This is a genomic window from Alteromonas antoniana (assembly GCF_019249295.1).
Lineage (GTDB): Bacteria > Pseudomonadota > Gammaproteobacteria > Enterobacterales > Alteromonadaceae > Alteromonas > Alteromonas antoniana.
Genome location: NZ_JAESDH010000017.1, coordinates 24490 through 46228, shown reverse-complemented (window position 1 = coordinate 46228; position 21739 = coordinate 24490). Strand labels below are relative to the sequence as shown.

The window sequence follows — 21739 nt, the reverse complement described above, 5'->3', positions numbered from 1 at the left end:
TTAGCGGGTAATGTACGCACAGGAAGTAAAAAGCAGCCGTGCACTATGAGTTATAATGCAAGGCTGCGAAATACAACTATCAGGCGGTGGCCTGCAGGGGGGCTTGTGATAAGTATCGCTTGCGTTTCTTTTCCGTCAGGGAGTTAAGGTCGACTACGACTAACCCGTCAATACAGTCAGCAAAGTCAGGATCCACATTAAAATCCAGAAACGCGACCCCCTCTTTTTCACAGATCTCTGAATATTGCTTGTAAAGGGTAGGCACATTAACGCCCATATTTGCCAGCAGGTGTTTCAGTTCACTGAACTCTTTTTTGTAGTTTTCTCCGCTGAAGGTGTGCAACGCGTCGGCGCTCACCTGATAGGGTAGCTTAGAGGTAGCCTGACCAAACCGGGGAGGAAAATGGGTGCGGTAGAATTGTACCAGCAGATCTTTGGCTGGCTGAGGATAGGCATTGCTTAAGCTGACAGCGCCAAACAGATAGCGATATTTTGGATAGCGGCTTAAAAACGCGCCGATCCCAAACCATAGGTAATCGAGACTGCGCTTGCCCCAGTACCGCGGTTGCACGAAGCTGCGACCAAGCTCCAGACCTTCGGCGAAAAGGTTTTGATTATCGCCGTCATAATTGAACAGCGTGGCAGAGTAAAGGCCAGTGGGATGATCAGGCTGGCTGAGTAATTCTGCATCGGCGAAACGATAGGCGCCGGCGATTTCAAGGTCGTTATCGTCCCACAATACCAGATGGAAATAATGCGAGTCGTACTGGTCGATATCCCGGCGCTTGTTTGTGCCTTCACCAACGGCGCGAAACGCCACTTCACGCAGCCTGCCAATTTCACGCATGATTGGCGAACAATGCGTATGCTGGTAAAGGTATATCGATTTCCCGTCTCCGGTCTCCCCGAGGTGTTCGCACTGTCTGATGGCGCGAGCCAGTTCTTTTCGATCCTCCGGTAACGCAATCGAGGCCTGAGTATCGAAAATGCCTTTTTTATTTCCACCGATGCGATACAGATGGCGCTTAAACAGCTTAACCTGATCTTTCAGGGGGATCGTAAGTGTCTGATAGCTTTCATACGGGATCACTTCACCAATACGCATCGGCAGATGCTTGCGACGCTGTTTAAACATCTCTTTTACCAGTAACGCCGTTGCTAATGGTTTATAGACCATCGAGACCCCATAAAACAGCGGGGAGTTCTTGGCATCAATGTATACTGGCAGGATAGGTGCTTTCGCTTGTCTGGCTATTCGCAAAAAACCGCTGTGCCAGCGTGTATCACGCACGCCCTGAGGGCGCAGGCGGGAGACTTCGCCTGCAGGGAATATCAACACAGCACCCTCACCACTAAGATGCGTCTGAATGGCTGAGAGGTGCTGTTTTGGCGTGCCACCCTGCATATTGTTTACCGGTAGCAGCATGTCATGCAGTGGTTCGATGGCCATCAGCATCTGATTGGCAACGACTTTGAGATCGTGTCTGACCTCACTGACTAACTTGATGAGGGCCAGTGCATCCAGAGAGCCTATCGGGTGGTTAGCAATAATGACTACACGACCCTCGCTGGGGATACGTTCTTTTTCCACATCCCGGGTAGAGTAGCTGATATTAAAATACTCAAGTACCTGCTCAACAAAATCGATGTCGTGATAGTGAGGGTAGGTTTCACCGAACTCGATGATTTCACGCTCATGCAGCAAATGGCTGAGCAAATAGGACAGGGGCTTGAACAGCCATGGCTTATCTACCACCTGAGGGTAATGCTTTGTCAGAACGTCATCTACAGTAAACATGATCTTTCCCCGTTTTTGGCGAACAATAGCAGCCTAATGTGACGTTTTTTGCGCACTTTCTTTTCACTTATTTGACACGTACATTCATGCTTACAGCCAGGTACTCACTCGTCGTTAGGTTTTTTATATGAACCCGTCAGGCCTGTAAAAGGCCGCCTCAATTTGTTACCTGGCTGTATGCCTGAGCAAGCATACACGTGTTCGCATCTTCCCCGGCTTGCCCGGATTCTCCGACAGCAATGAAACGCAGGCTGTTGCCTGTGGTGAAAAAGTGTGTAGGCCGCCCTCCCGGCTACAAGCCATAGCGACCATTTACGTGATCGATTCTATCCTGAGCATCAGGCCGCCTTTGATGTCGAGCTGTCCGGCTTGATGGCAGAGACATTAGAGGTCTGGTTAGCCGTTTTAAGCCAGTAAATAAGCGACAGGTTACCTTCAGCATCTTCGGCCAGTGCGCTGCAATTCTCTATCCAGTCACCATCGTTAACATAGTGAATGCCGTTTTCCACAAGGCTCTCAGGGTGATGAATATGCCCGCAGATGACACCGTCTAATTGCATGTCACGGGCCTTGTCGCAGCAGGCAGTGCGATAACGCGCAATGGCCTCGTTAGCGCCTTTGATATGCTTTTTGATATAACCTGCCAGTGACCAGTACTCCCGTTTTCGCCACTGGCGAAAGCGGTTAAACCAGCGGTTCAGAAACAACAGCAGGTCGTAGGCCTTATCGCCAATCCAGGCGTGAAACTTCCCTAAGGTGACATCAGCATCGAACTGATCGCCATGCAGTACCAGATACTTCTTTCCCTGAGCGGTGGTGTGTACAAGTTCACGTTCTATTTCGATATCACCAAACGCCATTCCTGAATACGATTGAATAGGCGCATCATGGTTTCCAGGCAAATAAACAACACGGGTACCTTGCTGGCTCATTTGCATCAGTTTATGCATGACCTTGTTGTGTGAGGCAGGCCAGCGAAACTGTCTGCTCATTTCCCACATGTCGACAATGTCGCCTACGAGGTAGAGCGTGTCGACGTCAATTCGATGTAGAAAGTGAAGAAGGTAGTCAGCTTTACAGTCTTTATTGCCGAGATGAATGTCGGATAACCAGAGTGAGCGATAGAAGGTGCGTTGCATAGCGGCGTTCCAAAGTAATGACTTTGGAAGGTCACTATAGGCAGGCTAGTTGACAGTTCAGTGACGCTCGCTTGACGATTACATGAAGGTTGCTTGACGAACTAATGACACCAGGATGCAGCTAAGCGCGTTTTTCAGGCACAAAAAAAGCACCCGGAGGTGCTTTTTTAACTGCTTGAAAAAGCTTAGCCCAGCGCTTTGATTTGCGCAGACAGGCGGCTCTTATGACGAGCAGCTTTATTCTTGTGAATCAAACCTTTGGTTGCCATTCTGTCAAGAATCGGAGCAGCAGAAGCGAATGCAGCTTGCGCGCCTTCTTTGTCGCCATTAGCGATAGCCGCTACTACTTTTTTGATGCTTGTACGAGTCATGGAGCGACGGCTGGCATTATGCTGACGACGCTTTTCGGCTTGAATTGCACGTTTCTTAGCAGACTTAATGTTAGCCAAGGTGTAACTCCCAAAATAAATTCATGTCAAAAACGAGGGTGCGGAGTATGCCGAGTCACCGAACATTTGTCAAACAGTTTTGCATGACAACCACAATTTTCTCTGTTACGAAAAGATTGTTTGCGTGACATCAACGTTTTAGGTGTGTGATTTGGTCTATCCTGTTGGACATGCCACCGTTTGAGACGACACCAGCAAAGGAGCAAACCATGATCACTATCGCTGATATTATGACATCATCGGTCATCACTCTGACACCGCACGACACGTTACGCACTGCCCATGATACCACACGTAACCAGGGGATCAGACATCTGCCGGTAGTCGATTCTGACAGTGGTAAACTTGTGGGGATCGTGACGCAGCGTAGTATGATAGCAAAAGTCATTAGTCTGATGAATCTTTATGGTGCGCAAAACATCAGTACGCATGAAGAGCAAACGAGTATCATGGAGGTGGCCGTCGTAGACTTTGATACGGTATCTCCGACAGACCCAGTTAAAGAGGTTGCCCCTTTTTTCCTGAAAAATAAGCATGGCTGTCTGCCTGTTATCGGCGAAGATGGAAAGCTTTCAGGGATTGTGACTTCCTCAGATTTTGTTAAATTATCAGTCTCATTGCTGGAGCAACTTGAACACTGACCGGATAACGTATTCCGGGAGGTAGCGACACAAGCTCTGGCGATATTCCTCCTCTTAAATGATTTACGGTGCGCTGACGCGGCCGGGTCAGTGTATGAATAAGGGCTTGTGTGTCAGGGAAGTTAATTAAATCGGGGCTGGTAGTCAGTCTGATGACGCTGGTTTCACGTGTGCTTGGCCTGGCACGGGATGTTGTAGTTGCTCGTCTCATGGGAGACGGGGCTGCGGCGGACGTGTTTTTCTTTGCCAATAAAATTCCTAACTTCTTGCGCCGGCTGTTCGCAGAAGGCGCGTTTGCACAAGCGTTTATACCGGTGTTGACGGAAGTCCATCAGCAGGACGACAAGCGCCAGTTGCGGGAATTTGTCGCGAAAGTATCCGGCACGCTCGGGGCCATTGTGTTTGTGGTCTCACTTATTGGCGTCATTGCCTCCCCGGTGCTGGCGGCGTTGTTTGGAACCGGTTGGTTTGTCGCCTGGTGGGAGGGCGAACCAGATGGCCAGAAGTTTGAGCTGGCCTCGACTATGCTGAAAATCACCTTTCCTTATCTGGCGTTTATTTCCCTCACCGGACTCGCTGGCGCTATTCTTAACACGCTGAACAAATTTGCGGTGGCCGCTTTTACGCCGGTACTGCTAAACGTCTGCATTATTGCGTTTGCCGTCTGGATGGCGCCGAATATTGAACAGCCCGCGTATGCGCTGGCCTGGGGCGTATTTGTGGGCGGTATCGTACAGCTGTTATTTCAGTTGCCGTTTTTGTTCCGTGCCGGCTTGTTGGTTAAGCCAAAGTGGGGCTGGCATGATCCTGACGTGGTGAAAGTCAGAACCCTGATGATTCCGGCGCTGTTCGGCGTGTCGGTTGGCCAGATCAATCTGCTCTTCGATACCTTCATCGCCAGCTTCCTGATGACCGGCTCTATCAGCTGGCTGTACTATTCCGACAGATTACTTGAATTCCCGCTGGGGCTGTTTGGTATTGCAATCGCCACGGTCATTTTGCCTACTTTATCGCGCAATCATGTGGCAAAAAATCCGGCGGCATTTTCCGGCAATATGGACTGGGCCGTGCGCATGGTGTGCGTGCTGGGGATCCCCGCTGCGGTTGGCCTCGGTACGATGGCAGAACCCATTCTGACCGTGATCTTCCAGCGTGGTGCCTTTACTGCAGAAACGGCCAGAATGGCCTCGTATTCGCTGACGGCTTATTCTTTTGGCCTTATCAGCTTCATGTTGGTAAAGGTACTCGCGCCCGGTTTCTACTCCCGCCAGGATACCAAGACACCGGTCAAATTCGGAATTTGGTGCATGGTTGCCAATATGGTGTTTAATGTGGTGCTGGCGATACCTTACGGCTACATTGGTCTGGCCATCGCTACCAGTATGTCGGCCACGATGAATGCGGTACTGCTGTATATCACGCTACATAAACAAGGCGTGTTCAGCGTTAGCCGCGATACGGTGCTATTTGTAATGCGTGTCTTGGTTGCCTGTATCGCAATGGCGGCGCTTATCCTGTATCGCGATAAGGGCGACGCGTTTTACGCCCTCGATTTGTCTACCCAGATCCTGAACGTGGCAATCACCATTTTGCTCGCCGCTGGCGTCTTTGCAGTGGTATTGCTGATACTGGGAGCAAGGCCACGACATTTCCGTGCTGTCGGCGGCTAACAGAGCATTGGTATTCCTGTCCGTGTCGTTTATAATCGCGGGCTTTGTCATTTTACGTAATTTCAGATCAGAGGCAGTATTACACAGTGGAATTTATCCGCGGCCTGCAGAACATCCGGCCACAACATAGCGGTTGCGTACTGACTATCGGTAAATTCGATGGGGTGCACAACGGCCATCAGGCGGTACTGGCCAATGTGAAAGATAAGGCACGTGAACTGGGGTTACCCGCCACTGTCATGGTGTTTGAGCCGCAGCCGGAAGAAGTTTTCACCCCTGAGATAGCGCCAGCCCGGCTGAGCCCGCTGCGGGAAAAATATCTGCTTCTGAAAGAGCAGGGTATCGATCGTCTGCTGGCAGTGAAGTTCAATCGCGAGTTTGCCAGTCAGAGTGCCGATGAGTTTGTGCACCACTTGCTGGTGGACAGACTCGGCGTGAAATTTCTTGTCGTCGGTGACGATTTTCGCTTCGGCAAAGCACGGCAGGGCGATTTTGCCATGTTAGTTGAGGCCGGTAAAAAGTACGGTTTTGAGGTCGTCAGCACACAAAGTTTTCGTATGGATGATTGCCGGATAAGCTCAACGGCAATCAGAGAAGCGTTGGACAGCGGTTTATTTGAGCGTGCGGAAGAGATGTTAGGCAGGCCATTTTCTATTCGTGGACGGGTTGTTCACGGTGAGAAAAAGGGGCGCACTATCGGTTTTCCCACTGCAAACGTATTGCTAAAGCGCTGCCGGGCCCCAATAAATGGGGTGTTTGCCGTAAAAGTCTCGATAAGCGGCAAGATGTACGATGGCGTCGCCAACGTGGGGACTCGCCCTACGCTTAACGGTGAACGCAATCAGCTGGAGGTGCACCTGTTTGATTTTGACGAATCGATTTACGGACAGTCGATTGATGTGTACCCGCTGAAAAAATTACGCAACGAGGTGAAGTTCGACTCCTTCGATGCACTGAAACAACAGATTCAAAAAGACGCACAGGATGCGCGCCTTTTTTTACAAGCCAGAACGTCGCTGTGATACGCTCGCAGCTCCCATAATTTGCCAAAAAGTAATGCTTTGCCAACAGCGTGCAAAGCCGATGGATAAAACAAGTTTATGAGTGATTACAAAGCCACACTGAATCTCCCGGAAACACCGTTTCCAATGCGCGGTAACCTGGCCAAACGTGAGCCGGATATGCTGAAAGCGTGGAATAACGAAGAGTTGTATAAGCAAATTCGTGAAGCGAAAGCGGGGAAAAAACCGTTCATTCTTCATGACGGCCCCCCGTATGCTAACGGCGATATTCACATTGGTCATGCGGTAAATAAGATCCTCAAAGACATCATTGTAAAATCCAAGACATTGTCTGATTTTGACTCACCATACGTTCCCGGGTGGGATTGTCATGGCCTGCCAATTGAGCTGATGGTGGAGAAAAAAGTCGGTAAGCCGGGCAAGAAGGTGACAGCTGCAGAGTTTCGTCAGAAGTGCCGCGACTATGCACAAAAGCAAATTGACGGCCAAATGGCTGACTTTAAACGTCTGGGCGTTTTCGGTGAGTGGGACAATCCTTACAAGACCATGGATTATCGCTCAGAGGCTGACATTATCCGAGCGCTTGGACAAATCGTCTCATCCGGCCATCTGGAAAAAGGTTTTAAACCTGTCCATTGGTGCACGGACTGTGGTTCTGCGCTGGCAGAAGCCGAAGTCGAATACAAAGACAAAGTATCTCCAGCGATTGATGTAAAATTCCCTGTCGCAGACACAGATGCGATTGCTGCTGCATTTGGCGTGAGTGCCGATGATTTAACTGCGCACAAAGCCGGTGTGGCAATCTGGACCACGACACCCTGGACACTGCCAGCTAACCGCGCTATCAGCTTACACCCAGAACTGACGTACTCACTGGTAGAAATGAAACCCTCGAACGAGTGGATTGTCGTCGCGCAGGACCTGTTGGAAAGCTGCATGACCCGCTATGCCGTAGAAGATTTCAGAGAAGTCGCTACCTGTCTGGGTGAGTCGCTGGATACGCTGAAAGTCAATCATCCGTTTTTGGATATCACGGTTCCTCTGATCCTCGGTGATCATGTTACGACTGAATCAGGTACGGGTTGTGTGCACACAGCACCGGCGCATGGTGTAGACGATTTTAACGTAGGTAAGCGCTATAACATCGAAGTGTATAACCCGGTAGGCAATAACGGCGTATACCTGGACAATACCCCCTTGTTTGGTGGTCAGTTTGTATTTAAAGCGAATGACGCCATCATCGAGACGGTGGCTGAGAAAGGCAATCTGCTGCTTAACGTTAAATACGAGCACAGTTACCCGCATTGCTGGCGTCACAAAACGCCGATCATTTTCCGCGCTACGCCGCAGTGGTTTATCAGCATGGACAAGAACGGTCTGCGTGACGCGTCGCTGGAACAAATCAAGCAAACCAAATGGATCCCTGACTGGGGCCAGAATCGCATTGAAAAAATGGTCGAAGGCCGTCCTGACTGGTGTATTTCCCGTCAGCGTACCTGGGGGGTGCCAATTCCACTGTACGTGCATAAAGAGAGCGGTGAATTGCATCCAAATACCGCTGAACTGATTGAGCAGGTAGCCCTGAAGGTAGAGCAATCGGGCATTCAGGCATGGTGGGATATCGATGATGCCCAACTTCTGGGTGACGAGTCTACACAGTACGAGAAAGTGCTGGATACCCTGGATGTCTGGTTCGATTCAGGCGTGACGCATTACTTTGTTGTCGATCGCCGTGACGACATTCCGGCATCAGCCGATTTATATCTGGAAGGCTCGGATCAGCATCGCGGTTGGTTTATGTCTTCGCTGATGACGTCCACGGCTATGCATGGTCATGCGCCCTACAAAGAAGTGCTGACCCACGGCTTTACCGTGGATGCTCACGGCAAAAAAATGTCAAAGTCACTGGGCAACGTGGTAGCGCCGCAGGAAGTCACCAACAAGTTGGGTGCTGATATCCTGCGACTGTGGGTGGCCTCAACTGATTATCGCGGTGAAATCGCGGTCTCTGATGAAATTCTGAAGCGTGCTGCGGACAGCTACCGTCGTCTGCGTAATACGTCCCGCTTCCTGCTGGCTAACCTGAACGGGTTTACCCCGGCCGATGCCGTGAAACCAGAAGAGATGGTGGCGCTGGACAGATGGATTGTGGCGCGTGCGAATGCACTGCAACAAGAACTGATAGCTGCGTACGAAAAATATGATCTGCTGGTGGTTACCCAGAAGCTGATGCACTTCTGTTCCATTGAACTGGGCTCGTTCTATCTGGATATCATCAAGGATCGTCAGTACACCGCGAAGCAGGACAGTAATGCCCGTCGCTCGTGTCAGACAGCCCTGTTCCATATTGTAGAAGCGCTGGTGCGCTGGATGGCGCCAATCACCAGTTTTACTGCACAGGAAATCTGGGAAGAAATTCCTGGCGAACGTGCGAAGTTTGTATTTACCGAAACCTGGTATGAGGGCCTGTCGGCCTTTACCGCTGATGATACCTTCAGCGATGCTTACTGGGAGACAGTACTGAAAGTCAAAGAGGCTGCTAACCAGGCAATGGAGCAGGCGCGTAAGGACGGTCGTTTAGGCGGCTCTCTTGAAGCCGACATTACGCTGTATGCCAACGATGCACTACAAAATGACCTGGCGAAACTGGAAGATGAGCTTCGCTTTGTGTTGATCACCTCAGGCGTGTCGCTGCACAGCGAATCTGAGAAAACTGAGGCGGCACAGGCAACGGGTGTCGATGGCTTGTGGATTGAAGTCGGTAAAAGCGAAGGTGAAAAGTGTGTCCGCTGCTGGCATCACAGAACCGACGTGGGCAGTGACAGTAACCATCCTGAACTATGCTCACGTTGTGTAACAAATGTCGATGGCGAAGGAGAAGTGCGTCATTATGCGTAAACTTTTCAGCGACACCGGGTTGCGTTTCTTATGGATCAGCGCCATCGTCTTTGTACTGGATCAGTGGTCGAAATACGCTGTTACCGGCAGCATGAAGCTGTATGATTCCATTGAGGTGTTGCCGTTTTTTAACCTCACTTACGTTCACAATTACGGTGCGGCATTCAGCTTTCTGCATACCGCCGGAGGGTGGCAGCGCTGGTTTTTCACGGCGATAGCCGTGGCCGTCAGCGCAATGATTTTATGGTGGCTGAAACAGTCACCTAAGCAACAGCGTTTACTGCCAGTGGCGTTTACGTTCATTCTGGGGGGGGCGCTGGGTAACGTCTATGATCGCGTGGTGCATGGCTATGTGATCGACTTTCTCGATTTTCATATCAACAACGTGTCCTGGCCGGCATTTAATATTGCCGACAGTGCAATATTCATCGGCGCGGCATTGTTGATTATCGATATGTTTGTAAATCGTGAGAATAAACAAACCGCTGGCGAAAATGCTGCGGGCGAGAAGTAAACGGGAGCTGATATGACAGATGCATTACGCGTAGGTGAGAATTGTGAAGTCATTTTGCATTTTGATCTGAAGCTGGAAGACGGTTCTGCCGCAGACAGCACCCGGGTGAATAACAAACCTGCCAAAATGGTGATTGGTGACGGCAGCCTTACCCCGAATTTTGAAGCCTGTCTGATGGGGCTGAGTAAGGGCGACAAAAAGGCATTTACCCTGGCACCGGAAGACGCGTTCGGCATGCCTAACCCCAATAATGTTCACTATATGGATCGTAGCCGGTTCGATGGTGATTTAAAGGTTGAAGAGGGTATGATCCTGGCTTTTACTCAGCCGGGTGGTGCCGAAGTGCCGGGAATTATTCGCAGCGTAGCCGGTGATTCTGTTACTGTGGATTTCAATCACCCGTTAGCCGGTCAAACGGTAATTTTCGACGTAGAAATTATTGATGTTCGCCTGCGAACGGCGGACGCGTAGGAGCATAATATGCAAATTCATCTGGCCAATCCCCGTGGCTTTTGTGCGGGTGTTGACCGCGCAATCACTATCGTTGAACGGGCGCTGGAGATGTTCGAACCGCCTATTTACGTTCGTCATGAAGTGGTTCACAACAAATTTGTCGTCGATGGCCTGAAGGAGCGCGGCGCGTTGTTTGTTGATGAACTAAACGAAGTGCCGGATGACTCAATTGTCATTTTTTCTGCGCATGGTGTTTCTCAGGCTGTGCGTAATGAAGCCGCAGACCGTGGCCTGAAAGTGTTTGACGCGACCTGTCCATTGGTGACAAAAGTCCATATGGAAGTCACCCGCGCCAGCAAAACAGGCACAGAGTGCATCCTGATTGGTCACGCTGGTCATCCTGAAGTAGAAGGTACCATGGGCCAGTATGATAATCCTGAAGGTGGGATCTATCTGGTTGAGTCTCAGGAAGATGTGGGCAGGCTGAACGTGAAAGATCCTGAGCACTTGTACTACTGCAGCCAGACCACGTTGTCAGTAGATGACACTGCTGATGTGATAGATGCATTGCGTGAGCGTTTCCCGGCAATTCAGGGACCACGCAAAGATGATATTTGCTACGCCACTCAGAACCGTCAGGACGCGGTGCGAGAACTGGCTGACGATTGCGAAGTTTTGCTGGTAGTGGGGGCACAAAACAGCTCTAACTCAAATCGCTTACGCGAACTAGCCGAAAAGGTTGGCGCGACGGCATACCTTATTGCCGACGCTAACTGCATTCAGCCCGCCTGGCTCGATGGCGTTAAACACGTTGGCGTAACGGCAGGGGCATCGGCTCCGGAAGTCCTGGTGAAAGGTGTGGTAGACCATTTGCTTTCACTCGGTGCCGTGAAAGCGACGGAAAGAGAAGGCAGAAAAGAGAACGTCGAGTTTGCTGTGCCGAAAGAATTGCGGGTAAAACAGGTAGGGTAACGACTTCGCTTTTGCTTTCAGCTTGCGGTGTTGAAAACCTGCCGCAGCGGGCTTTGCCTGTCTTGAAAATGAAAAAATAAAAAGCGTTGGACATCGTAAAATTCCGCTTAGCGTTGGCGTTAGTTGGTGGCAAGAATACAAGATTCCATATCGCGAACGAGTCAACGCGCGTTGCCCATCGTGCATTAGCCTGACTAGCCGCAGGTGTTTACGGCTAAAAACGTTTGGTATCTAACGCAGCGTCAATGCGGAATATCTATTCAGAAAACAACGCGTGAGGACGGTACATGCTGCAGTGCCAAGCGATGTCACGTCGTTTGGAATTAATATCGTGCGCTTAGTCATGCCGATCCGCACTAATGTGTGATTACTCAGCGCGTTTATTTTCTGCTTTTGCGCCCACATGTTCATGCAGTGGTCTAATACCCGCTGGATGACAGCCCGGCGTTTTGCAGAGAAGCATTCATGACGGCAAGGTTGTTGTTTTCAGAGCGAATTATTTCGCAAGAGCGACTTTCGTTGCGGCCACCTGGCATGCCTGCACTCACTTCCAAGCTCCTGTGTCCATGTCACAGTCCCTTCTGCCAGGTCACGCTCCAAATGCGGTATCCCATATTTCACATACGCTATACGTTATGATCACATCTAATACGTTGTGTCTGGTCAAGATGCTTTACTATAGTTACACAGGTAAATTCGTTAATGTTTGACGGTGCGGTAGTGATTCAAAGTCGGAATTTCAAATCTATCAGGGCGACAATGCCCGCAGCCACAAGTCCCGTGGCTCAGGCTGGCGTTGGCCTGATTGAGATTCTTATCACGCTTTTTATTCTTGCTGTAGGACTTCTCGGCGTTGCAGCGCTCCAGTTTACCGGTTCGTTTGCTAATAAAGATGCTATCAGCCGGACGCAGGCTGAACTGGTGGCGCAGCAGGTTGCTGAACGCTTGCGTGCCGCAGCGCGGCCGGCCATTCAGGGCGACGGAATTGTTGCAAATGATGCGTATTTTTCATCCGATAATTACAACTTTTCGGGATTGAGTTGTGCGGGATCGCACCCTTATAAATGCTATTGCCTTAGCCGGCCAGGTGGTGTGCCAAACTGTGAAGGCGGAGAATGCAGTGAAGTCGATATGGCCGCTTATGATGGTTGGGCATTGTCCTGTGCCACAGTGCAGACGAATCCGAGTATGACGCTGAATGTGTCTTGCGACGACAATAATGGCGGTGATGCTGACGTTTGTAGCGCGGGTTCCAGAATACAGATTACCGTTCGGTGGCCGGTGAACAATTCCGCCAACCAGCAATATACCCTAAACGCTCGTTGTAATCCTGATAGCGGAAGCAGCAGTGCCTGTGTGTACAAGGATATTACGCTATGAGTACCCGTAATTATGGGTTTTCTCTGGTCGAGTTAATGATCTCCCTGTTGCTGGGAACCATTATTACCGGCGCTATTATTCAGGTTCTAGTCAGCAGCCAGGTCACAAATAACCTCAATCAGGCGGTAGCAGAAGTCCAGGAGTCCGGGCGCTTTATCAGCATTCGGCTGACGAAAGAGCTTATTGAAGCAGGCCGTTATGACTCGTTATCTGCGTCAATCGATAAGAGTGTGGATACGGTAGTTGAAGAAGCCTGGGTGCAAAACCGTCCTATTGCGCTTCCCGGAGACTTCGCTGCCAGTGCTGAACTGGGGAGTATTCAGGGTGCATCAGGTGCCAATGACAGTGTGGTGATCAGCATGCTGGATACTGAGGATTGCGCTGGAAATCAGCACGGATACGGCGGCGACGAGTTTCATGTCGTTAATCATTTTCAGGTGTCCGGCGAACAACTGACCTGTACCGGCTACGACGGCAGGGTATTGCGAGGCCTGAAGGCTTCAGCATCTACCAGTTCTTCGGTGGTGTTGCTGGACAACGTTAACAGCTTTCAATTGCAATATGGTGTCAGCGACCGGGCTGAAACCTCGCTGGGGCAACCAATCACCTATGTGACAGCGGAAGCTCTACCCGCGCTTCGTGATAACTTTCAGCAGGTTGTGGCTATCCGCTTTGGCCTGCTGCTCAGCAGCTATGATGATCAGGTTACACAAACGGTTGCGCCGGAATTTGCGGTTCTTAACGAGAATAAGAAGACCCTGGATAAGCAACACTATTATCAGGTTTTCACGAAGACGGTAGCGTTACGCAATGTGAAGAATTTTGTGAGGAGTTCGCGATGAGAGAGCAAGGACTGGTAATGGTTCTGGCGCTGTTAATTTTGTTGTCACTGACTATTCTGGGGGTAAGCGCCGTTTCCAGCAGTTTGTCACAGTCTAAAATGGCGGTCGCTATGCAGCAGGGTGGCATGGCATTTGACGCCGCTGAGGCAGGTATCGCCGGGGTATTTTTTGAGTCTGAAGATGAAGTCTTGCTGGCAGACGACACCAAACTGGATCCTCTCTCGGAAGCAAGGCAGGGGAACACCCTTGATCTATCTGTTGCTGAACTTAGCTGTAACAACGATGCTGACTGGACCAATCGCCAGATGACAGCGTCAGGGTTAACCACCGGCAGCCAACATAACGCTGGTGGTAATTATCAGTCTACGCCTTCGACACAAAGCTGGTCGCGCACTGCGTTTGTGCGTGAGCAGGCATGTCGAGGCTCCAGTAACGTGATAGGTGGAAGTAATGTTACCTGTCACGTCTTTATCATCCGCGGTTGCGGCAAAGTGGAAGGCAGCTCTTCTATTGTCGCAAATTCTTTATCTGCATCCGTAATTGCGCCGGCCTCGCAGTAATATGAGGGCACCAAAATGAAATGGTTTAGTAAATGGTTTATTTCCACGCTGATGTTCAGCTGTATTGGGTGGTCAGCATTCGGTGATGATTTAGATATCTATCTTGGGACGTCATCATCCGCAGTTACCTACAATCCTAATGTACTGTTTATCATGGATACTTCTGGCAGTATGACGGCAACTGACGGTACAGACCAGTCGCGGATGCTGCGGGTCCAAAACGCGCTGAAAGAAGCGCTTGGGTCGGCGACTAACATTAACGCCGGATTAATGCGTTTTTCTGATTATGGCGGTCCGGTATTATTCCCGATAAAGAATATCGATGAGCCGATCAGACCGGAGATAGTCACTTCGGTTTCTGACAATGAAGATGATGCGTTTGAAATTGACGGCTCTGTCAATGTTAATAGCAACACGCTGGCGATCAGCTTCGGTTCGAGCACGGTACATACCGGGCTTCGGTTCCAAGAGTTAAATATTCCTCAGGGCGCGACAATCACCAGTGCATACCTGCGTTTTACTTCAGCGCAGATGAATCTACCAGCGACTTCGATCATCATCCGGGGCGAGTTAAGTGGTGACAGCAGCAGTTTCAGTGGTGGCAGTAATGACATTTCCTCGCGGTCAAGAACGCTAAATGAAATAGACTGGTCTTCCGATAACGACTTCCCTGGTTCCGATGAGGTTATCGCCAGTCCGGATATTTCTGCGGTGATCCAGGAAATTGTTGATCAAAGCGACTGGTGCGGCGGGCAGGATCTGAGCCTGTTGTTGGAAGCCAGCAGCGCAGACAGTGCCAGCGCACGTTATGCCCGATCATATGATCGCGGTACGGGTGGCGCTCCGCAACTGGTTATTTCTTATGATGAGTCTACCGCGACAGGCTGTGTCGGCGGCGAGGCGATTTATCAGATCTCTTCAACGAAAAATAATGTTGAAGAAAAAGGGAACGGTTACGATGCTACCGGAAGCGAACTAACATTTTATGACTATTACAACGACTACATTGGCCTGCGCTTCGAAAACGTCAATATTCCACAAGCGGCAGTAGTTACTGAAGCATACCTGGAGTTTACCGCCTACGATAGCGACAGATGGTATAGTGCTGGTGCGAGAATTCAGGGGATTGCAGAGGACGATACAGACGATTTTCATCCTCATAAACGGTATATGGTCAGAAACCTGCCGAAGACCAGCGATATTTACTGGAATATGCCTGATTTTTATCGCAACCGCGATTATCAAACGCCTGATTTAAAATCCATCGTCCAGGAAATTGTCAATCGTCCGGGCTGGCAACCGGGGAATGCGATGGGTTTTGTACTCAGCGATTTTTATGGGCAGCGAGGGGCATATTCTTACAATGGGCGGCCGTCTTCATCGCCTCGACTGGTGGTGAAGTTCAACGGCAGCGCAACGCCGGGGGTAACTTCTACGGTACGTGAACACTTAATCAGTAAGGTAGATGATCTTCGTGCCAGCGGCCTGACACCCATCGTCGATACGCTGTACGAAGCAGCCAGCTATTATGGCGGCATGCCGGTGTACTATGGTCTATCGCGAGGCAACAGTAACGTTTCCAATACCGTAAGACGAAATACCCGTGTCAGTCATCGTTCATCTTATCTTGGTGATGATGCGGTAAGGCCATGGGGATGCACTGACGACAATTTGTCTGACAGCGACTGTATCAACGAGTACATTCCTACGGGCGCGACGTACGTGTCACCTGTGCAGGATCTACAATGCCAGACCAATAACCACATTGTCTTGCTGTCAGACGGCGAGGCCAATAATAACCACAGTGTTTATGAAATAGAAACGTTGCTCGGCAAAGGCTGCACCGGCAGCGGAGGCGAAAAATGCGGCCTCGATCTGGTGAAAAATATCAGTAAGTCGGATACGTCGGTCATTGATCGTCGGGTAATTACTCACACTATCGGTTTCGCGGCAAACACTACGGCCAACAATTTCCTGAATCAACTGGCGGTGCAAAGCGGCGGTGGTTTCTACAAAGCGTCAGATAGTACCGAACTGCTAACAGCCTTTCAGACGATTCTGCGTTCGGTAAAAGACATTAACGCCACGTTCGTGTCACCGGGGGTAGCGGTAAACCAGTTGAACCGCCTGACTCACCGGGACGATTTGTATTTTGCCTTGTTCAAGCCCGCAGAAGGGGCTATCTGGCCGGGAAATCTTAAAAAGTATCGCCTTGATGGTGACACGGTATTAGATCAACGCGGGTTAAACGCCGTGGACAGTGTGACCGGTTTCTTTGCAGAAGAGTCTCACAGTTACTGGTCGGTTTTGTCAGACGGTAATGATGTTCGTGAAGGCGGTGCCGCAAGTCAACTTAATGCAAGCCGGAACTTTTATGTATTTGACTCCGCCGGCGGCATTGCCAGTTCCGGTAACCGTTTGCATGAGGACAACACCAGTATTTCGGTGGAAGATATGGGGCTGGCGACGGAACCTGATCCGGAAGTCCTTCGGGAAACACTGCTTAAGTGGGCCCGCGGAGTGGATGTGAAGGACGTCGATGGCGATGGCGACATTACCGATGTGCGCTTTCAAATGGGCGACCCGATTCACTCCCAGCCGGTTATCGTGAATTACAGCGCCACAGATTCGGCAATTTTTGTGGCGACAAACCACGGGGTACTTCACAGTATTGATGCCTATACCGGCGAAGAAAACTTTGCTGTAATGCCGCGGGAGCTGTTGCCCAACGTGCTCGACTTCTACAAAGACAACTCCAGCTTTAATCATATCTATGGGCTTGATGGTGATATGGTGTTGCGGGAAAGCGCAGGGCGCATGTACCTTTATCTGGGAATGCGACGTGGCGGCCGAAACTACTATGTGTTTGATGTGACTGCGAAATCCTCTCCGGCTCTCAAATTCAAAATTGAGGGCGGCAGCGCAGGCCTTGAAAAGCTGGGGCAGAGCTGGTCACGTCCGACAATCACCAAAGTGAATATTGGTGGTAGCGTGAAAAATGTAATGATTGTTGGCGGAGGTTACGATCCTGAGCAGGACGGAAGAACGGTCAGGGCTGAGGACGCCACTGGTAACGCGGTATTTATGTTTGATGCCGATACCGGTGCATTGCTCTGGCATGCCAGTAACGCCGACGCCGATCTTAACTTAAGTAACATGAATTACAGCATTCCTGGTCGAATCTCCGTGATTGATCGTGACAATGACGGCCTGGCTGATCACATGTACGTGGCAGATCTGGGTGGCCAACTGTTCCGTCTCGATATTTATAACGGAAAATCCGGCAATGACTTCATCAAAGGCGCAAGACTGGCGGACTTTGGTGGCACGACTGCTGAAAACAACCGCCGCTTCTTTTATGGTCCCGATGTGACAGAGGTTGCGCTTGGCGATCAGATCTACTACGGCGTCGCGCTCGGAAGTGGCTGGCGAGCCTCACCGCTGGATACGGTGGTGAACGACCGCTTCTATATGCTTAAAGACACCGGTGTGTTTGAGCTTGATGAAAATGGACTTTATACCTTCAATACCGGTATTACTGAAAGCAGTTTGTATGATGCAACAGGCCATCTTTTAAGCAGCTCGGATCCCACCCAAAGTGGTCTTGAGGCAGCAAAATTTGCGGATAAAGCAGGCTGGTATTTGAACCTGACCACAGACGGTGAAAAAGTGCTGGCTTCGCCGCTGATAATTGACTACAAAATCTTTTTTACCACCTATGTGCCGGCCAGCAGCAGTACCAGTGCTTGCGCCCCACCCACGGGTAACAGCCGTGCTTATCTGGTGAATATGTTTAATGGCAATGCGGTAGACGATCTCAACCAGAATAATATGCTGGATGGAGAAGATCGGTATGCCCAGTTAAAGCAGACCGGGATAGCACCGGAAACCAAAATTCTCATTGAAGAGATTGTTGAGCCTGTGGTCTGCTTAGGAACCGAGTGCGTGTCAGCAGTAACCAAGACGGATGAGGATGGTAAAGAAGAGGACTGTGGTTCTGACTTTGCGTGTCTGGCCCGGAACATCTATGGTAAGTTTGAACGGATCCAGCGCGGTAGCTGGAAAACCGAAACAGAGCGGGATTAAACAATGTACCATAAGCAACGCCGGCAACAGGGCTTTTCACTTATCGAACTGATGATAGTGGTCGCGATCATCGGTATCATCGCAGCGGTTGCCTATCCGTCTTATCAGTCGGTCATTAAAGATGGTTATCGTGGCAGTGGACAAAGCGATCTGATGGCACTGGCGGCTGCAATGGAGCGGCATCACAGCGGCACATTCAGCTATGAGGGGGCAGCTACCAGCGGAGGTAACACAGGTAGCCCGGCTATTTTTTCCTCTTACTCTCCGGCATCGGAGCCGGCCGAAAACAAGCGATATAACTTAACCATAGAATCCGCTGATGCCGTGTCTTTCGAAATTAAGGCGACTCCGGTAGGGGGGCAGGCGGGAGATGGTGCGTTGTTCTACTTCAGCGACGGTCGAAAAGGCTGGGATAAAGATGCGAACGGCACACTTAGCGCATCCGAATATTGTTGGGCCTGTTAGGGAAGATTCGAATCTGCCTTAACGGGTTGGGTGCGCAAACCAATTATTTTGAAGTGATGTAGGGTGCCAGACAGATAACACTGAGGTAGGGCAAAGGTTCTGGGTTTGGTTATGGCAGGCTTTCTCCGTTGTCAGGATTAAAATCTTCAGAGCGGGGTAACAGCGGCGGGACGGATTGCCACAATATGACGTGTTGTGTTGCGTCGGCTGTCCTTTTGCTGGTTGAGAGCGAAATGTTAATAGACGCCAGCTTCAATGTAGAGCCGGCGGATTTTACTGTTGTTACCTGCCAGTGTCGTTGCAGGTTGTAGTCACGCCCCTCTCTGGTAATCGTTGTTCGTCCGGCTGCAAGTTCCCCTCCGGTATCATCATTAATGTCAGCGATAGTGCTGTGCGGATCCGTCAGTTGCTTTTGTAAGTCGCTGGCTTTCGCTGACGCGATTTCTTTTGCAACGTGCCATTGAACAAGAGCCTGGGTCGAAGCAATTTGTTGCTGATACAGCGAAAATACACCGAGACAACTCAGCGTAAATACCAGCGTGGCGACCAGACACTCAATCAGGCTGAAGCCACGCTCGGGATGATGAAACTCAAGTACCTCAGAAGTCATGCCAGCTCCCTGAAAGAAATGATGCGCGCTGCGTATACGCTGCATTTTGCAGGGTTGTCAGTGTCGTTTTCGAATAGGTAACGCGCAATATACTGCGAGCGGACAGGTTCTGAGCAACCACTGCTGCGCCGATAATTTCGCTGGTACTGTGCTGAATAATGTCCTTAGGTAATTCACTGCGTCGCGACAGGGTGACCAGCATTCCTGTCACGGTAACTCCCGATGCCAGGCTCAGATGTCCATCTTCAACAATCAGCAGCACCGGATTGTCGTCAGAACCCAGTTGTACGCCGACAGGGACATGGCAATTTCCACTTATCCAGATAATCCGTGTGTGCACTGAGGCAATGCTCCCGCAATCTGTGAGCGTGTCGCTGCCGGGCAAGGTCTCAGCATAAAAGACGCTTCGGGGTATCCCGAACAGGTACGTGAAAATATCATCCGGAAAAGCTGAGTATGACGGCGTCAGTGGCTGACACGTTGTCATGGCGGAGCTTACGCAGTGCTGCTGTATCGCTTCAGATGGCGCAGGCGCATCTCGTGTCCATAACGCCGACCTGGTCAGAGGAAGGCCAGTCAGAGTCATTTCTGCTGTTGGATTCATCCCCGCTGCAATTATCGCAGCGTGCGTGGGATACGCTCTTATTACGGGACTTCTGACGATACTCATCGACTGGATGTCCGACATGGAAGATAAATCATCGGCGGACGTGGCCGAAAGCGAAAACAGCGTTATTGTAGCGCCGCGGATATCGATTTTCTGATGTTCGCTGATTATGCTTCTTTGTGAGGGGGTAAGTGCCGTTTGCCAGCGCGTTGTTGAACCAAGGGCCTGGTGTGTCCGAGCCAGCGATGCCTGGGAAGTAAAATGAAGTTCGCTGCGCTGTGCATCCCGCTGCAGGGAAACGGTATGGTGGCGTAATTGCTTCGAGTACGACACTACCGCTGCCGTCACGAGGGTCAGCAGCAAACACACTGGCACCAGCAAAGTGGTGCCTTGCTGTTTTTTAACGGTAAGACACATTAGCCACATCCACACGAAACTGCGTCTGATGCTGTAACGAGGGTGCCGCTACAGCTTGCGCGCGAAGCGCTATTTCAAAAAAAACGCCATAGGTTGCCGGGTAAGGGCCGTCTACAGAAAATGCGGTAACAGCTATTTTTCCCGGTGTGCTGAGATCCTGCCAGCCACTCTGTCCGCAGCTGCGACCGGACATTCTGTATTCAATCGTCTTATCTCTGAGTCGAAACCCAAGCTGTTCTGCCGGGGATGAAATGTCCAGCGCGCCGTTTTTGTTTTTATCGTAGGAGAAGGTGATGCAGCTTCGGGTATCTTCACCCGGAAAGGCATCAACATCTACCCTGTTAAAGGGGAGTCGCATATCCGCTGAAAGCAGATAGTCAGTCAGCGGCAGGCTGATAAAACCGGCGCGGCGAAGTTCGGTGGAAATTGCCTGTTCCAGTAACGTGATCTCGTCCAACAATGCCAGCTTGTGGTGTAACACCGCTTGTCTTTGTAAATGACTGGCGCTAATGCCGGTGGCGCTGACAAAAAACACGCTGCTTATGGTCATTGCCATCATCATCTCGGTAAGCGTGAAACCGCGGGCTAGGAGCATGCGGGCAGTCCTTCCGCAGATGGCGTCATGCAAAAACGAACGCGCCCAAGATTGCTCAGTATAACTTTGCTTTCAAACGTCCCGGCATATACTGACAGGGTAGTGGCAAAGCCCATGCTCATCCCGTGCGTTGCCTCAAATTTTGCCAGCGGTGTCGTGTGCCTGCCCGCTGCCAGATAACTATCCGCCGAGTCAGCTTCTAGAAGGTATTTCTCAGCAAGCGGCTTGCAGTGGCGTCCTGAACGACACTCGCATGTGGCTGAATGGCTCAGGCGTAAACACCAGTTTCTGCCTGTCACTGCGGCAACGTATACCGGCTCACCTGTTTGCACCGCTTGTTTGCTGGCGATGTTCAGCATTTGTCCGATTTCGCGGGTCTGCGTTACCATATGCTGGCGTTGCAGCCACTGGTAAAGCGAGGGTGCTGCTGTACTTAGAATGATAGTAACCAATGCCATCGTTATCAGGCATTCAAGTAACGTAAAACCTTCCCGCAATGCTGAACTGGTCCATCGTTCACGTTTCATTTTTATCTTCCGGTGTTAACGTATTGTCATTGTATCCGGTGAGAACAGAGCGCGAAGCTGAACGGTAGGGCAGAGTTTGTGCAGGTCGCGTCAT

The 21739-nt window shown here is 50.6% G+C and carries 19 protein-coding genes; 12 read left to right on the top strand and 7 right to left on the bottom strand.

Going from position 1 to position 21739, the window contains the following annotated elements; genetic code table 11:
* Positions 1–79 precede the first annotated feature (79 nt).
* From olsF to rpsT, 3 genes are all read right to left on the bottom strand, one after another.
* On the bottom strand, positions 80–1798 hold the full coding sequence (gene olsF / locus JKP77_RS14575; RefSeq protein ID WP_218311897.1) for a bifunctional ornithine lipid synthase OlsF: 1719 nt from the start codon (positions 1796–1798) through the stop codon (positions 80–82).
* Positions 1799–2136: 338 nt separating this feature from the next.
* Positions 2137–2937 carry a UDP-2,3-diacylglucosamine diphosphatase gene (locus tag JKP77_RS14570; protein ID WP_218311896.1) on the bottom strand — a complete coding sequence of 267 codons (801 nt, stop codon included), beginning with the start codon at positions 2935–2937 and terminating at the stop codon, positions 2137–2139.
* 185 nt (positions 2938–3122) lie between these two features.
* A complete protein-coding gene (gene rpsT / locus JKP77_RS14565; protein ID WP_218311895.1) occupies positions 3123–3386 on the bottom strand; it encodes a 30S ribosomal protein S20 in 264 nt (87 codons plus the stop codon).
* Positions 3387–3595: 209 nt separating this feature from the next.
* Here rpsT and JKP77_RS14560 point away from each other — a divergent pair, with 209 nt between their 5' ends.
* From JKP77_RS14560 to JKP77_RS14505, 12 genes are all read left to right on the top strand, one after another.
* Positions 3596–4027 carry a CBS domain-containing protein gene (locus JKP77_RS14560; RefSeq protein WP_218311894.1) on the top strand — a complete coding sequence of 144 codons (432 nt, stop codon included), beginning with the start codon at positions 3596–3598 and terminating at the stop codon, positions 4025–4027.
* Positions 4028–4137: 110 nt separating this feature from the next.
* Positions 4138–5697, top strand: a complete 1560-nt coding sequence (gene murJ / locus JKP77_RS14555) for a murein biosynthesis integral membrane protein MurJ (RefSeq protein ID WP_218311893.1) — start codon at positions 4138–4140, stop codon at positions 5695–5697.
* A gap of 86 nt (positions 5698–5783) precedes the next feature.
* The gene (gene ribF, locus JKP77_RS14550) at positions 5784–6719 is read left to right on the top strand and encodes a bifunctional riboflavin kinase/FAD synthetase (RefSeq protein WP_218311892.1); all 936 of its coding nucleotides are present in this window, start codon (positions 5784–5786) and stop codon (positions 6717–6719) included.
* A gap of 78 nt (positions 6720–6797) precedes the next feature.
* On the top strand, positions 6798–9617 hold the full coding sequence (ileS, locus tag JKP77_RS14545) for an isoleucine--tRNA ligase (RefSeq protein WP_218311891.1): 2820 nt from the start codon (positions 6798–6800) through the stop codon (positions 9615–9617).
* On the top strand, positions 9610–10131 hold the full coding sequence (gene lspA, locus JKP77_RS14540; RefSeq protein WP_218311890.1) for a signal peptidase II: 522 nt from the start codon (positions 9610–9612) through the stop codon (positions 10129–10131). The genes ileS and lspA overlap by 8 nt, the downstream gene beginning before the upstream one ends.
* Positions 10132–10143: 12 nt before the next feature.
* Positions 10144–10602, top strand: a complete 459-nt coding sequence (gene fkpB, locus JKP77_RS14535; protein ID WP_218311889.1) for an FKBP-type peptidyl-prolyl cis-trans isomerase — start codon at positions 10144–10146, stop codon at positions 10600–10602.
* Between the two features lie 9 nt (positions 10603–10611).
* On the top strand, positions 10612–11556 hold the full coding sequence (gene ispH, locus JKP77_RS14530; protein WP_218311888.1) for a 4-hydroxy-3-methylbut-2-enyl diphosphate reductase: 945 nt from the start codon (positions 10612–10614) through the stop codon (positions 11554–11556).
* A gap of 759 nt (positions 11557–12315) precedes the next feature.
* A complete protein-coding gene (locus JKP77_RS14525; RefSeq protein ID WP_218311887.1) occupies positions 12316–12936 on the top strand; it encodes a PilV family protein in 621 nt (206 codons plus the stop codon).
* The gene (locus JKP77_RS14520; protein ID WP_218311886.1) at positions 12933–13778 is read left to right on the top strand and encodes a PilW family protein; all 846 of its coding nucleotides are present in this window, start codon (positions 12933–12935) and stop codon (positions 13776–13778) included. The genes JKP77_RS14525 and JKP77_RS14520 overlap by 4 nt, the downstream gene beginning before the upstream one ends.
* A complete protein-coding gene (locus JKP77_RS14515; protein WP_218311885.1) occupies positions 13775–14338 on the top strand; it encodes a PilX N-terminal domain-containing pilus assembly protein in 564 nt (187 codons plus the stop codon). Before JKP77_RS14520 ends, JKP77_RS14515 begins: the two co-directional genes overlap by 4 nt.
* A 15-nt stretch (positions 14339–14353) precedes the next feature.
* Entirely contained in the window at positions 14354–18424 is a 4071-nt protein-coding gene (locus JKP77_RS14510; protein WP_218311884.1) for a PilC/PilY family type IV pilus protein, read from the top strand.
* A 3-nt stretch (positions 18425–18427) separates the two neighbouring features.
* Positions 18428–18889, top strand: a complete 462-nt coding sequence (locus JKP77_RS14505; protein ID WP_218311883.1) for a type IV pilin protein — start codon at positions 18428–18430, stop codon at positions 18887–18889.
* Positions 18890–18998: 109 nt separating this feature from the next.
* On the opposite strand, the gene JKP77_RS14500 is transcribed toward JKP77_RS14505, so the two are convergent.
* From JKP77_RS14500 to JKP77_RS14485, 4 genes are read right to left on the bottom strand one after another with little or no spacing between them, the layout of a single operon-like run.
* A complete protein-coding gene (locus JKP77_RS14500; RefSeq protein ID WP_218311882.1) occupies positions 18999–19499 on the bottom strand; it encodes a prepilin-type N-terminal cleavage/methylation domain-containing protein in 501 nt (166 codons plus the stop codon).
* Positions 19489–20523: a hypothetical protein gene (locus JKP77_RS14495; RefSeq protein WP_218311881.1), complete on the bottom strand. Its 1035-nt coding sequence runs from the start codon at positions 20521–20523 to the stop codon at positions 19489–19491. Before JKP77_RS14495 ends, JKP77_RS14500 begins: the two co-directional genes overlap by 11 nt.
* Positions 20507–21118 (bottom strand): prepilin-type N-terminal cleavage/methylation domain-containing protein, encoded by a 612-nt coding sequence (locus JKP77_RS14490; RefSeq protein WP_218311880.1) that lies wholly within the window; start codon positions 21116–21118, stop codon positions 20507–20509. Before JKP77_RS14490 ends, JKP77_RS14495 begins: the two co-directional genes overlap by 17 nt.
* Positions 21109–21645: a prepilin-type N-terminal cleavage/methylation domain-containing protein gene (locus JKP77_RS14485; RefSeq protein ID WP_218311879.1), complete on the bottom strand. Its 537-nt coding sequence runs from the start codon at positions 21643–21645 to the stop codon at positions 21109–21111. Before JKP77_RS14485 ends, JKP77_RS14490 begins: the two co-directional genes overlap by 10 nt.
* Positions 21646–21739 lie beyond the last annotated feature (94 nt).